We start from the raw sequence: 13,129 nt of genomic DNA, 5'->3' as shown, positions 1-13,129 counted from the left end.
CTTATGGAACAACAATATGATGGGATCCTGAACCAGGATCTCAGGGCAGAACATGTCTATACGAAAGTGGATGGACAACGTATTCATTGCGTCGTAGCGGGCAAAGGTCATCCGGTCCTGCTGATACCCGGTTGGCCTCAAACCTGGTATACGTGGCGCTACGTCATGCAGGCGCTGGCGCAGGCGGGGTTTCAGGCGATAGCGGTTGATCCACCCGGCATCGGGGATTCCGATAAACCGCGCGACGGCTATGACACCGGACGCGTTGGCGCCATCCTGCATACACTGATGGCGCAACTGGGGCATTCACAGTACCGCATAGTGGGCCACGATATTGGCATGTGGGTTGGTTACGCTATGGCAAGCGATTTTCCTGATGCGGTGGAGCGTCTTGTGCTGACCGAAGCGGTTATCCCAGGACTGGCTCCTCCGCCGCCGATTTTCGTCGCACCGGAAGAGAACATTTTTCTTTGGCACTTCATGTTTAATCAACTGGCGGATTTACCCGAAACCCTGACCTGCGGGCGTGAATCACACTATCTCAGCTTTATTTTCGACCGCTGGGCACATCGCCGGGAGCGGGTGGCTGCTCAGGTGTATATCGACGCCTATTCGACACCGGGAGGACTGCGTGCAGGCTTTGACTATTATCGTGCGATCCCGGAAACCATCAGGCAAAACCAGCTCCGCGCGCAAACGCCTTTAACCATGCCGGTACTGACGGTGGGAGCGGAACATGCGACGCGTGATGCGCCGCTGACAACCCTGCAGGGTAATGCCCTGGATCTACGGGGCGAGACGGTGGCTGACTGCGGGCATTTTATTACCGAAGAGTGCTATGAGGCGTTTATTGGGCTGATTGTACCCTTTCTCTCAGAGGACACCGATCGTGCCGCTTGATAAACACATTGCTGACTTTCTGGCTGCATCATCGGGCGCGCCACAGCCAGCGTCGTTAGCCGACTTGCGTGCCGCCACCGACGCGGGTTTGTTGCGGCTACAGGGCGAGGAGGAAACCGGTGACGCCATTCAACATTATGTTGTTATCGCCGATGATGGCTACGCTATCGGCCTTCGCGCCTATACGCCTGCTGCCTCAAACGCAGATATCGCGCAGCCTGCAATACTGTTTGCTCACGGCGGCGGATGGTGTCTGGGGTCGCTGTGGCTGTACGATCGGCCCTGTCAGGCACTGGCTAATGCTACTGGCCGCAAAATACTCTCCGTGGATTACCGTCTGGCGCCGGAGTTCCCCTTCCCAAGGCCGTTAGAAGATGTTTATCAGGCACTGTGCTGGGCCGGTGAACAGGCCGTGGCTCTGGGGATAGATGCGACCCGTCTGGCGGTGGGCGGTGACAGTGCAGGCGGTAATCTTGCTGCCGCGGCAACGCTGCTGGCCCGGGATCGCGGCGGACCTCATATAGAGCATCAGTTGCTGCTCTACCCGGCGTTAAGTCGCGAGATGTCGACCGAAAGCTATTGTGAATTTGCTGAAGGTTATTTTTTAACGCGTGATGCGATGGCGTTTTGCTGGGAACACTATCTGGGAGACCGTCGTCATCCCTGTGCCGAACCGTTGCATATGGCCTCGCTGAGGGATTTACCGCCGGCAACCATCCTCAGCTGCGAATATGATCCCCTGCGCGATGAGGCTGAAGCGTATGCGCGGCGGCTTGACGAGGCGGGGGTACCAGTACGCTGCGAACGGCTGCCGGGCATGGTGCACGCCTGCATTCATATGACAGGGTTAACGCCAGCCGCGCGTCGGTTGTTCGAACGTGCGCGTATCTGATTCAGACAACACAAAAAACCCAGCGCGATCGCTGGGTTTATTATTCATATCGGTTCACAAGGTAGAACACCCTATCAGTGCGTCGCTTCACCAATCAGCGCGCCCGTGCCCGCACCAACGGCCGCACCTTTCAGCACGCTATTGCCCGTCACCGCAGCCGCACCCGCGCCAACGACGGCACCCACGGCACCGCCCTTACGTGCGTCTTTGCCTTTTTCGCCTTTTTTGAACATCGCCCCCGTACCTGCGCCCACCACGGCACCGCCCACGGTCGATTTCAGATCTTTGCCCGTGGCTGCGCCAATGGCAGCGCCTGCTACCGCGCCGGCAGCGGTTTTGTCGATGGCCATTCCAGAGGTGGAAAACATGAGGGCGCTGATAACCAGCGTTGTTTTAATAAGTTTCATAACAGATCCTTTGTGACTGCTGTCGGTTGATACGTCGTTTCTCGCGCTGAGGGGAGAAAAACGCCCAGATAGTGCCAGCAATACCGACTCATCCTTTAGGCGAATCATGCCCTGGGTAAGGATCCCGGTTGCCGGGCGGGGCTCCGCCCGGCGGAACGTTACGCCTGACGCTTGTCTTCCGTATTGGTTTCGAAGTCGCTCGCCGCGTGGCGTTCGTGGAGCTGCTCGTTCAGCTCGCCGCTGGTGCGGTTAACGATGCGACCGCGCTTAACCGCATGGCGGTTCGCCACGTCCTTCGCCCAGCGCTGGACGTTGGTATACTTTTCGGCGTCCAGGAACTCGGCGGCGTTATAGACACTGCCCAGCGCCACGCAGCCGAACCACGGCCAGATCGCCATATCCGCGATGGTGTACTCCTCACCCGCAACGTAGCGACCGCGCGCCAGCTGTTTATCCAGCACGTCGAACAGGCGCTTGGCTTCCATGGTGAAGCGGTCAATTGCGTACTCGATTTTTACCGGCGCATAGTTATAGAAATGGCCAAAGCCGCCGCCGAGGAACGGCGCCGCACCCTGCAGCCAGAAGAGCCAGTTCAGGGTTTCGGTGCGTCCCGCCGGGTCTTTCGGCAGGAAGTGACCAAATTTCTCTGCCAGATAAAGCAGAATATTGCCGGATTCAAAGACGCGCGTTGGCGGGTTCGTGGAGTGGTCACGCAGCGCCGGAATTTTCGAGTTCGGGTTCACCTCTACAAACCCGCTGGAGAACTGATCGCCCTCGCCGATGCGGATCAACCACGCGTCATACTCCGCGCCCGTCACGCCCAGCGCCAGCAGCTCTTCGAGCATGATCGTCACCTTCTGGCCGTTCGGTGTCCCGAGAGAGTAAAGCTGCAGCGGGTGGGAGCCCACGGGCAGATCTTTCTCATGCGTTGCACCGGAAATTGGGCGGTTAATGTTGGCGAATGCGCCGCCGCCGTTCTTTTTCCATTCCCACACTTTGGGTGGCTGATACGTGTTGTCTGACATGTTGGCCTGCCTTTTGAGTGATGTGTTGAGGGAGTTTAGCAGGAGATGAAGCGACCGTTTAACGATGTGAGCGCAACGGTCAGTGTAGGTGTATGATAAATCCTCCTCTGTCAGGTTAATTACAACGTGCAGACGACAACCCTTAAAAAATTGCCGCCTGCCTGTTTTAGGTTGGATACATGCGTAAAGGAACGTTAAGCAGTGATGCGCCATTTGGGACATTGTTAGGCTATGCGCCCGGTGGCGTGGCGATTTACTCTTCAAATTACGGCAGTCTGGATCCGCGCAAATACCCCGAAGACGCGGATTTTCGCAGCTATATCGGCAACGAATACATGGGCCACAAGTGGCAGTGCGTTGAGTTTGCCCGCCGTTTCCTGTTTCTCAACTATGGCTTCGTGTTTACCGACGTCGGCATGGCGTGGGAGATCTTCTCCCTGCGCTTTTTACGCCAGGTGGTGAACGATAACATTCTGCCGCTGCAGGCCTTCGCCAATGGCTCAAAACGCGCGCCGCGCGCCGGCGCGCTGCTGATCTGGCAAAAAGGTGGAGAGTTTCACGAGACCGGCCACGTGGCGGTGATTACCCAGCTTCTGGACGATAAGGTGCGTATTGCGGAGCAGAACGTGATTCACTCCCCACTGCCGCTCGGGCAGCAGTGGACGCGGGAGCTGCACATGACCGTGGAAAACGGCTGCTACACCCTCCATGACACCTTCAGCGATACCGAAATTCTCGGCTGGATGATCCAGACGGATGACACGGAGCACAGCATTCCCCAGCCTGAACCTGACGGCGAACTACTGAAAATCCGCGGCGCGCGGCTGAAAAACAAACGTCAGTTCGACGGGAAATGGCTCAACGAGGACGATGCGCTTCAGCAGGCGTATATCCGCGCGAACGGTCATGTGATCAACAAAGATCCCTGCCAGTATTTTACCATCACCGAAAGCGCCGAGCAGGAGCTTATCAAGGCCACCAACGAACTGCATCTGATGTACCTGCACGCCACCGACAAAGTGCTGAAAGACGACAGCCTGCTGGCGCTGTTCGACATCCCGAAAATCCTCTGGCCGCGCCTGCGCCTCTCCTGGCAGTGGCGTCGCCACCATATGATCACCGGTCGTATGGATTTCTGTATGGATGAGCGCGGCATTAAGGTCTACGAGTACAACGCCGACTCCGCGTCCTGTCACACTGAAGGCGGGCTCATTCTTGAAGAGTGGGTGAAAAACGGCTATCGCGGCAACGGGCATAACCCGGCAGAAGGGCTGCTGGAAGAGCTGACCGGCGCATGGAAGCACAGCCACGCGCGGCCGTTCGTCCACATCATGCAGGACAACGATGTGGAAGAGGACTATCACGCGCTCTTTATTCAGCGTTCGCTGATACAGGCCGGGTTCGAGACCAAAATCTTGCACGGGCTGGGCGCGCTGAGCTGGGATGCCGCCGGGCAGCTGATTGACGACGAAGGTCGCCACGTCAACTGCGTGTGGAAAACCTGGGCGTGGGAAACGGCGATAGAGCAGATCCGCGAGGTGAGCGAAACCGAATACGCCGCCGTGCCGATCCGCACCGGGCATCCTGAGGGCGAAGTGCGCCTGATTGATGTTCTGCTGCGTCCGGAAGTGCTGGTCTTCGAACCGCTGTGGACCGTTATTCCCGGAAACAAGGCGATTCTCCCGGTCCTGTGGCAGCTGTTCCCGAACCACCGCTACCTGCTCGATACCGATTTTGAGGTTAACGACCTGCTGAAGCAGACCGGATACGCCGTTAAGCCGATTGCCGGCCGCTGCGGCAGCAATATCGATCTCATCAGCGCCCAGGACGAGCTGCTGGATAAATCCAGCGGCAAGTTTGTTGACCGTAAAAACATCTACCAGCAGCTGTGGTGTCTGCCGAACGTCGACGGCAAGTACATTCAGGTCTGCACTTTTACCGTGGGCGGAAACTACGGCGGGACCTGCCTGCGCGGCGACGATTCGCTGGTGGTGAAAAAAGAGAGCGATATTGAGCCGCTGATTGTGGTTAAAGACTCGCTATAAAAATCCCCCCGCAGGGTTGAGGGTTCCCTACAACATAATGTCTGCACAGACGACCCCCTCTCCCTTGAGGGAGAGGGCTGGGGTGAGGGGGAACATACGGCTCTGGTGGTCATTCCGTTCACTGTATGTTCCTTGCTACTCTTTAACGACAATACCTGTGAACGTGCCAGGGTGGCTCAGTCGCCACCACCCTGGCGACCCGGGCTCCCGGCGGTAAATCGCCGCTTCGCGGTGCCCTCGGCTTATTCCTTCCGGCTTATCGGGGACGGGCGGAGGTAACGTCCCTGTAAAGCCCGCCCTCTCGGCGCATCCATGCGCCTCGCCCCGGCCGGAAGGCAAACGCCTCAGCGATTTACAGCCGGACCAGGGCATCGCTGAAAGCCTAAAGCCGTTCTGAAACAAGGTTATTGCTTCTGCTTAAAAATTACTGTGGATCCCTCAGCCCGCAGGGCATCCTGCGGGGGCTTTTCGTTACTGCTCTTCCTCTTCCAGCTGCTCGCTGATCTTCAGATCGATGATGCGTCCAATCTGGTCATGATAAACCGTCAGCAGGTTGTACTGGCTCATCTCGGAGATGATCTGCGGTGAGACATTAAAGCTGCGGGCCAGCTCCTCCTGGCGAAAATAGCCCGGCTGGCGGCGCCTTGCGTGCGTGCGGCGGCGGTTGTACTGATACCACAAAATCAGCAGCCAGCCGTTGAGCGCGGCGAACAGCAAATAGATCAACACCGTATTAAAGGAGGCAATAATCACGCTCCACCGGTGGTCGCTCTCCTCGGTTAACTGCATCCACAGCCTGGCATACAGGAAAAACAGAAATCCGCCCCACGCCATCGCGGTTAACGCGGCATCAAAAAGACGTGGCAGCAAGCGATGTTCAGTCAAAATTAAGGTATTTTCGTTCATTGAAGGCTCCCTTTTCCCCGGTCCGGACTGATCCAGCGCGCGCGGGCACGCTGACGTTTAAGCATGACTTTTGGAAATGCGACGAGGGTGGTGAACAGGCCAATCATCCAGTAGACCATCGGGAACCAAATCACCCAGAAAAGCGAGCTTGCCACCTTGCGCTCATAGCGCCGCTCGATGTACAAGCTGACCAGGAACTGCAGCAGGCACATCACGCCCAGCAGCAGCCCGGTAAACGCCGGGGGAAACAGGGTTTCAACGGTCAGCCTGGCGGGAATGGGCGCGACGTGGCTGATGACGAACAGCAGCACCGTTATCGCATACGCGAAGGCCCACAGCGTTGACAGCGCGTACTCCAGAAACAGGGGCCACATGCGGTGATGCTCCCAGCGCACCATCTTGCGCAGGTTGACCAGAAACACCTCCGCGCCGCCCTGGGCCCAGCGCAGACGCTGCTTCCACAGGCCCTTGAGCGTCTCCGGCATCAGGATCCAGCACAGCGCCCGCGGCTCGAAAAAGATATCCCAGTGGCGCAGCTGGAGCTTCCAGCTAATGTCGATGTCTTCGGTGATCATGTCCGGGCTCCAGTACCCGACGTCCGCCAGCGCCTGACGGCGAAAGGCGGCGATGACGCCGGAGACGGTAAAGACCCGGCCATAGATCCGCTGCGTCCGCTTGATGAGCCCAATGATGGACGAAAACTCGCCTACCTGAATGCGGCCAATCAGCGTGGAGCGCGTGCGAATGCGCGGGTTCCCGGTAACCGCCCCAACGTGGGGATACTGAATCAGCGGCGCTACCAGATAAGCAGCGGTGTCGCGGTCGAGCAGGGCGTCGCCGTCAATGCAGACCAGCAGATCGCCCCGGGCCGCCGCCGCCCCGGCTTTGAGCGCCACGGCTTTTCCCTGGTTCTCCGCGAGGTTGATCACCCGCAGGCGCGGCTGCTCCTGCGCCAGCGCCTGCAATACCTCAGCCGTGTTGTCAGAGGAGCCGTCGTTGATGGCGATAACTTCTATATTTTCATACCGCTGATCCAGCGCGGCGCTGATGGTCTCCCGGGCATTTCGTCCCTCGTTGAAGCAGGGGATAAGAATGGAGATGAGCGGCTCGCCGGCAAGTACCGGGGCGGGCGTGTCTTTATTCCACGACCAGCGGCGTTCAAGCTGAAACCAGAAATAGAGCCCGCCGGTGACCCAGAGCACGGACATAAACAGCGGCCAGAAGAAGACAAAATCCAGAATCAGCTCGCCGGTAAAGAGGGCTGCCACGCCTAACGGCAACCCGAATACCAGACATAAAATGGAAAAGGCGATTATGCGATCAGTCATTGTCAGGGTACCAGTAGGAAGAAAATACGGGCCTGATGCGTGAGATATCAGGCTGGTTATTGATGAAATCGTCAGGGTAGTAGCCGTAGTTTTTGATGCCGTTAAGCTGGAGGACGCGCATCCACGCCGCAAGCTGGCTGTCGGAAACAGCGCGCTGCGGTTTCTGCTCCCAGTCTCTGGCCTGCAGTTCGAAGATGGTTTTATCCAGCGCGCCGGGCCGCGTTGCGACGGCTTTGATCAAACGCGTCAGCCAGGCACTGCTCTCGTTCGCCGGAACAGACTCCATCAGCGGCATGGCCATCGGTACCGTCCAGTCATAGGCCGCCAGAAAATCATCGAGATTCTGCCCAAACCACGCTTCGCTTTCGGGCTGCAGAATGGGTAAGACGAACATATTGCGCGCGGTTTTTATCTGCGGGCCGCGGATATGCTTCACCGCCTGGCCCAGGGCGCGGGTAAACCCGATAAGCCTCCGGCTTTTCTGACGCGTCGTGTCCTGCCCGGCAGCGTCAACGTCAACGTCCGTCAGCACCGCATCGTCATGGAACAGGACCCCGTTGAAGCTGGCATGGCGGGCCAGATCCTCATAGATCTCCGTCACCTGCTGGCGAACCTGCGGATCCCACGGGGAAAGCCGGATATAGGGCTCATTGGCCTCGCGCAGCTGACCGGTTCGATCGTCCCGACGCTGCACGCGCGGCAGGGAGGGATCGAGATCGAACGAGAGCACCGGCATCCACGCGAAGACCTTCACGCCCGCGCGGGTTTGCAGCTGCCAGGCGACAAAGTTAAAGAGGTCGGCCCGGACCGGAAGCCGGCGGTTGGGGAAATAGAGCGCCCTGATCCTGCCGTCGCCTTGCGGGTCGGCAAACGCCTGCAGGAAAACGTGGCTGATTTTCATGTCGTAGACCCGCTGGATCAGCCTGTTGATGTTTTGGGTCTGCTGGGCCGGATCGGGATCGTAAACGTAGTCGAGATCGACGTGCATGACGCGCACGGGATCGCGCTCCTGAACCTGGCCGACCGTACTGGCAAACGCCTTGAGCGAGGGATTCCCGGCGATCAGCAGGCGGGGGATGTTGCCCAGCTCCTGCACATTCCCCAGCCCGTCCTCAAGGGTAAAGGCCAGCTGATAACCCTGCTGTCTGGCGATGGCGAGCGACGTACCGTTTGCGGCGCCGTAAGGCCAGACCCAGGCGCGCGGCGCCTTGCCCGTCACCTGCGTGATTTTCTCCGTCACCTTGCGAACGTCATCGCCGATCCGCTGGCTGAACTGCTGGTCGGTTTCATAGCGGCCCGTGGCTTTGTCATAAAAGCGGTTGGCGATAGCCGGTTCACGGCTGCCCTGCGGGTTGGCGACGATGCCGTAATGCGAGGCCCAGGTATGCGATCCGATTTCAATCAGCGGGGACTGGCTGAGCTCGCGCACCATGTCCCAGGTCGCGAAGCGATCGCGGGGCGTCATCAGGCCGCCAAAGTTCACCTTCTGGTTTGCTGGCGTATCCACCCAACTGCCCACCGGCGCCCAAAGCGCAGGAACGTTCCAGGCCTTGAGCAGTGGCCATACGCGGGTGTAGAAGCTGCTGTAGCCATCGTCAAAGCTGAGCAGAACGGCTTTTGGCGGCAGCGTTTTTTTTCCGTCATGCGCGTCCAGAATGTCCTGCACGCTGATGGCGTGATAGCCGTTGTGCAGAAGCCAGCTTATCTGCTCGTTTAACGCGCTGGTGCGCACGGAGAGGTAGCGCTGATCGGCGGCATCGTCTTCGACGTCGTGGTAGGCCAGCACCAGAAACTGGTTCTGCGGCCAGGGTTTGCTCGCCTCCGGCTGCGGCCGCGCTTTGGGCGCAACGAACGAAATCGCCTGCGCGCAGACGCTCGCGCTGAGGCAGAGCCAGCCGATGAGTATCAGGCTCGCGGAAAATCGTGTGTTCAGCATATTCATCCTTAAAAGCGTAAAGTCGCATCAAGCGTGACGGAGAGGTTGCTCTCGCGTTTGCCGTCGTAAGGGCGCTTGTCCCAGTTCAGCATCACGCCGGTATCAATAACGTTGTTCCACTGAACGCGTTGTCCGTAACCCAGCAGGGCGATGGCGCCAGCGGACTGATTTTTCTGCCAGTAGCTGCCGCCTCCCGCCACGAACTGCTGGCTCCAGAGGGTGTCGTAATGGCGGTACATCTCATGGTCAACGGCCAGGGCAGCCGTCACGGACAGATCCCGCGCCGGATTGTAATAGAGCGTGTCCCGCTGGCTGTTTTTACTGGCGGCGATCCCCGGTTCGAGATCCAGCGTCAGGGTCGGGGTCTGCCAGAGACGCTCCTTACCCGCAAGGGTGTATTCCTGCCGGCGGTTATGATCGGAGAAGCGGCTGACGGCGGCGCTGAACTGATACTCACGGCGCTCGTTTTGATACCAACGCACCCCGCCTTCACCCCGGTTGGCGCTAATCCCGTTGCGTAAGGCCCGCAGGGGCGTGGTGCGGGATAAGCGTTCAAGGCTGCCGTTGACCTGCCAGTTATCATCGAGAAAGTACGTTGTTGAGAGGCGAGCGCCTGGCTTGTTTGCCCCGTGATAGCGGTTGCTGGAGAGCTCGGCTTCGAGCTGAAGGTCGCGAGGACGCCACTCGACGCCGCCCAGGAGGTGACGGCTGGTGCCTTTGCCTTCATCGAAATTCCCCTGCGCATAGCGGGTGCCGGCAAACAGCCGCCAGCTATCCGCCACGGGGGGTCCATAGAGCGTGGCGTCCAGGTTCAGGTCGTGCGTCCCGCTGATGGGGTTATCGGAGTGCAAACCCTTGCTCGCGTTGAGGCGCAGCTCGGACATGTGGTGGACAGTTCGGAGTCTGTCCAGACGCCTGGCGCTGCGATCGACGGGGGCGCGGGCAAGCACGTCGTCGGCCAGTAAATCCATCTGTCGCCACTCCTGCAGATCCATGGCGACGTAAGCCTGCTGCTGCTCTAGCTCCAGATTTGATGGCTCCAGCGCCTCCGCTCTTTTTAACGTTTTCTCGGCCGCACGCGGCAGGCCCCGTGCCTGAAGCAGGGTGGCATAGTCAATCTGCAACCCCTGATTGCCCGGCGCCGTTGTCGCCAGACGGTGTGCCAGCTTTTCGGCTTCCGGAAGGGCGTTAGTCGAGAGCAAATAGTTAAATTTGAGCGACTGCCCGGTAAGCCACCGATCGTTCGGCTGAGGGACAGGGGACCCAAAATCGTAGCGGGTCCACGGAACGTTGCGGGTCTGGCGCTCAACGTAGCGGTGGGCGGCCTGATACTGCCCGGTATCCAGCCAGGCGTAGAAAAGCGCATGCTCCTCATCCTGCGGATCGGCGGCGTATTGCGGATAGCGTTGCAGAAGCGCGAAGGCGGCAGCCGCGTTTTTCTCCTGCAGATACGCGGAGATCACCCAGCCGATGGCCCAGCCCGGCACGGGATGCTGCGCGTCCCTCAGCGCCTGATATTCACGGATGACCTGCGGGTAATCGCCATGCGCGTACAGCGCGCCAAGCCTGTCGATACGGGCGAGGATGACGTCTTCCGCTGCCTGCGGTTCGTTTTGCCAGCGGGAGAGCAGGGCGTCGTAACGATTCAGTGCCGTTTGCGCCAGCTGCAGACGCTCCTTTTCCGTTCTGCCAGGAACATCGGCCAGCCGAACCCACTCGGCGGCGGCATTAAGCTCAAGACGGCGTCGCTGCGCGGGGGGCAGCGTTACCCTTTGCGACAGCATCAGCGCGGGGGTACTCACCCGGCTATCCGTTAGCGCATCAATCAGCTCGCTGAGGAGCGCTTTATTCTCCGGCGCGAGGGTCAGCGCGCGCGTGTCCGCTAAAAGCCGATCCCAGCTTTTTCCCTGGCGTAACCAGACGTACGAGAGCGTCTGAAGATGCGCCGGAGAGGGATCCTCCGTCACCAGCTGACGGGCTTCATGCAGAGCGAGCGTATCCATGCGGGCATCGGCCAGGGTTTTAATATAGCCGATACGATAATCGTCATTATCCGGCGCAAGGCTACGCGCCTCTTTCCAGAGCACGAGAGCCGGCTGCCATGCTTTTTGATTTCGCCTGGATTGCGCGACGGCAGCAACGCCGCGAGCGGGCAGCGGCATATAAATGCCGTAACGCCGCCAGACCTGAATCACCTCGTCATCGCGACCAGCCCATGCAGCCACCTGTAACCAGTCCGCGACTTGCTCAGGCGTCAGAGCATGCTGTTGCTGATAACGCTGAAGGTAATTGAGAAACGGCGCGTAATTACCGTTACGCGCCTGTTGAATCTGTTGCTCATAAACGGATTCCGTTGCCTGACCGAGAACAGGAAACAGAAATAGCAGAAACAATAATCCTGGGACGCGATAAAAGAATAACGTATTGAAGCGAAGCGATCTTTCCATATCTATTTGCCATTTGTTTATCATGAATCCATTGCATAACACGGCCGCCTTTTAACTCTTCGTTAAAGGCCATAAATGAGAACATTAAATCTGAATGCATTAACGTTACGGGGTACTTACTTAAAGGTAATTATGGTTCCTCCTCTTTGTGAGCTGAGTGGAAGGTAATGTACACCTGATATGTTGCCGGATAAATATGGTGAAAAGCTGACGGGGAGTTTTGGGATAATTCTGGAATGAGATGCTTTTGGTGATTATTGAGAATTGAGCTTATAATTACAACTAATTGATATTATTGATTTTTATTTTTAAGGCGGTTGATTTTTTTATATTTTAAATGCGGTTTGATTGTAGCATTTAAAGTACTTTCTGGTGCATGTTTGGGAAGTTTCATGACAAAAATTCTTAATGTTCAGAGAAGTGTCTTTTCTGAGGTTGTTTTTTATTTATAATTAATGCCAGCCATTGAATGAAAGTCTACAGGAAGTCTTGCTCATCAATGTCTGTATTGAGGGATGTTCAACGCCAGAATACATATTGTCGTTAATATTACAGCGCTATAAAACGAAGGCGGCCTTCTTTCTGAAGGCGCGTTCTTGCTTTAATCTAAAAGGGATGGTTAGTGGCAACTTCAATAGTGTTAGTGACTCAGGATCGCTATCTTGTCAGGGGGATGAGGCTATTTTTCCCGGATATTATCCTGCTCGACTCGATTGACAGAAACATATTTGATAACGGTGCAGATGAATATTCTGTGTTGATTGATAGTCGTTCTCCGCTCCGCTTATATGATTACCTGATACGCCATCCGGCCAGAACAAAAAAAACGATCTGCTGCGTTATGCTGGATATGCGACATCGCGAGGAGAATCTACTCAGTATGAAGTTGTTTATGAACACGTCGCTTACAGCGCCGGATATGGCGTCGTTATTTAACCTGGTGCTCAATATGAAGGGCAGGCGCCTGTCCACCAAATGGCTGCTTAACTTGCGGCTTAGCACGCACGAAGCAATCATGCTGCGGTTGCTGAGGGCAGGGATGTCGATGGAGGCGATTGCCGATGAGCTGAACACGTCGGTTAAAAGCCTTTACCGCAAACGAACGGCGCTGTCGGAGCGCCTGGGGGCGGAGAACTTCAACGAGGCGTGTTTGTTCATCTTTAAAAATAAACTGCTGGACGCGGTTGGGAACGATCCCTGACATTGTCAGAAGCCAAAAGCAAAAACCCGCCACGAGGGCGGG

General features: G+C 57.5%; 10 protein-coding genes. 4 read left to right on the top strand and 6 right to left on the bottom strand.

Translation table 11 applies throughout. From position 1 onward, the window contains the following. The first annotated feature begins 3 nt into the window (after positions 1–3). Together V1603_RS23135 and V1603_RS23130 are read left to right on the top strand one after the other, a co-directional pair. A complete protein-coding gene (locus V1603_RS23135; protein WP_116342022.1) occupies positions 4–900 on the top strand; it encodes an alpha/beta fold hydrolase in 897 nt (298 codons plus the stop codon). Next, the gene (locus V1603_RS23130) at positions 890–1,792 is read left to right on the top strand and encodes an alpha/beta hydrolase (RefSeq protein WP_395313319.1); all 903 of its coding nucleotides are present in this window, start codon (positions 890–892) and stop codon (positions 1,790–1,792) included. Before V1603_RS23135 ends, V1603_RS23130 begins: the two co-directional genes overlap by 11 nt. Positions 1,793–1,866: 74 nt before the next feature. On the opposite strand, the gene V1603_RS23125 is transcribed toward V1603_RS23130, so the two are convergent. Both V1603_RS23125 and yghU read right to left on the bottom strand, forming a co-directional pair. After that, positions 1,867–2,199, bottom strand: a complete 333-nt coding sequence (locus V1603_RS23125) for a YMGG-like glycine zipper-containing protein (RefSeq protein ID WP_116342019.1) — start codon at positions 2,197–2,199, stop codon at positions 1,867–1,869. 158 nt (positions 2,200–2,357) lie between these two features. After that, the gene (gene yghU / locus V1603_RS23120; protein ID WP_045403966.1) at positions 2,358–3,224 is read right to left on the bottom strand and encodes a glutathione-dependent disulfide-bond oxidoreductase; all 867 of its coding nucleotides are present in this window, start codon (positions 3,222–3,224) and stop codon (positions 2,358–2,360) included. A gap of 179 nt (positions 3,225–3,403) precedes the next feature. Between yghU and gss the strand changes: the two genes are divergently transcribed. Continuing rightward, positions 3,404–5,269 carry a bifunctional glutathionylspermidine amidase/synthase gene (gene gss / locus V1603_RS23115; protein ID WP_395313318.1) on the top strand — a complete coding sequence of 622 codons (1,866 nt, stop codon included), beginning with the start codon at positions 3,404–3,406 and terminating at the stop codon, positions 5,267–5,269. A gap of 471 nt (positions 5,270–5,740) precedes the next feature. Here gss and pgaD read toward each other — a convergent pair whose 3' ends face one another. The 4 genes from pgaD to pgaA are packed head-to-tail and all read right to left on the bottom strand — an operon-like array spanning position 5,741 to position 11,886. After that, positions 5,741–6,175 carry a poly-beta-1,6-N-acetyl-D-glucosamine biosynthesis protein PgaD gene (gene pgaD / locus V1603_RS23110; RefSeq protein ID WP_116342014.1) on the bottom strand — a complete coding sequence of 145 codons (435 nt, stop codon included), beginning with the start codon at positions 6,173–6,175 and terminating at the stop codon, positions 5,741–5,743. Next, the gene (gene pgaC / locus V1603_RS23105; protein WP_233002816.1) at positions 6,172–7,503 is read right to left on the bottom strand and encodes a poly-beta-1,6-N-acetyl-D-glucosamine synthase; all 1,332 of its coding nucleotides are present in this window, start codon (positions 7,501–7,503) and stop codon (positions 6,172–6,174) included. The genes pgaD and pgaC overlap by 4 nt, the downstream gene beginning before the upstream one ends. Then, positions 7,496–9,439 (bottom strand): poly-beta-1,6-N-acetyl-D-glucosamine N-deacetylase PgaB, encoded by a 1,944-nt coding sequence (gene pgaB, locus V1603_RS23100; protein ID WP_395313317.1) that lies wholly within the window; start codon positions 9,437–9,439, stop codon positions 7,496–7,498. The genes pgaC and pgaB overlap by 8 nt, the downstream gene beginning before the upstream one ends. A gap of 8 nt (positions 9,440–9,447) precedes the next feature. After that, on the bottom strand, positions 9,448–11,886 hold the full coding sequence (gene pgaA / locus V1603_RS23095; protein WP_395313316.1) for a poly-beta-1,6 N-acetyl-D-glucosamine export porin PgaA: 2,439 nt from the start codon (positions 11,884–11,886) through the stop codon (positions 9,448–9,450). A gap of 673 nt (positions 11,887–12,559) precedes the next feature. Here pgaA and V1603_RS23090 point away from each other — a divergent pair. Then, positions 12,560–13,087 carry a helix-turn-helix domain-containing protein gene (locus V1603_RS23090; protein WP_116342006.1) on the top strand — a complete coding sequence of 176 codons (528 nt, stop codon included), beginning with the start codon at positions 12,560–12,562 and terminating at the stop codon, positions 13,085–13,087. Positions 13,088–13,129 lie beyond the last annotated feature (42 nt).

Source organism: Enterobacter sp. ECC-219, assembly GCF_043966805.1.
In the GTDB taxonomy this organism is placed as follows: Bacteria; Pseudomonadota; Gammaproteobacteria; order Enterobacterales; family Enterobacteriaceae; genus Enterobacter; species Enterobacter cloacae_N.
Note: the sequence above shows the minus strand (reverse complement) of the source record. Positions and strands in the feature narration are given on the sequence as shown.

What these genes read in the sequence shown, in the direction of transcription:
- V1603_RS23135 (WP_116342022.1), top strand. Translation starts at nt 4, where the DNA reads ATGGAACAACAATATGATGGGATCCTGAACCAGGATCTCAGGGCAGAA.
- V1603_RS23125 (WP_116342019.1), bottom strand. Translation starts at nt 2,199, where the DNA reads ATGAAACTTATTAAAACAACGCTGGTTATCAGCGCCCTCATGTTTTCC.
- yghU (WP_045403966.1), bottom strand. Translation starts at nt 3,224, where the DNA reads ATGTCAGACAACACGTATCAGCCACCCAAAGTGTGGGAATGGAAAAAG.
- gss (WP_395313318.1), top strand. Translation starts at nt 3,404, where the DNA reads ATGCGTAAAGGAACGTTAAGCAGTGATGCGCCATTTGGGACATTGTTA.
- pgaD (WP_116342014.1), bottom strand. Translation starts at nt 6,175, where the DNA reads ATGAACGAAAATACCTTAATTTTGACTGAACATCGCTTGCTGCCACGT.
- pgaC (WP_233002816.1), bottom strand. Translation starts at nt 7,503, where the DNA reads ATGACTGATCGCATAATCGCCTTTTCCATTTTATGTCTGGTATTCGGG.
- pgaB (WP_395313317.1), bottom strand. Translation starts at nt 9,439, where the DNA reads ATGCTGAACACACGATTTTCCGCGAGCCTGATACTCATCGGCTGGCTC.
- pgaA (WP_395313316.1), bottom strand. Translation starts at nt 11,886, where the DNA reads ATGGAAAGATCGCTTCGCTTCAATACGTTATTCTTTTATCGCGTCCCA.
- V1603_RS23090 (WP_116342006.1), top strand. Translation starts at nt 12,560, where the DNA reads ATGAGGCTATTTTTCCCGGATATTATCCTGCTCGACTCGATTGACAGA.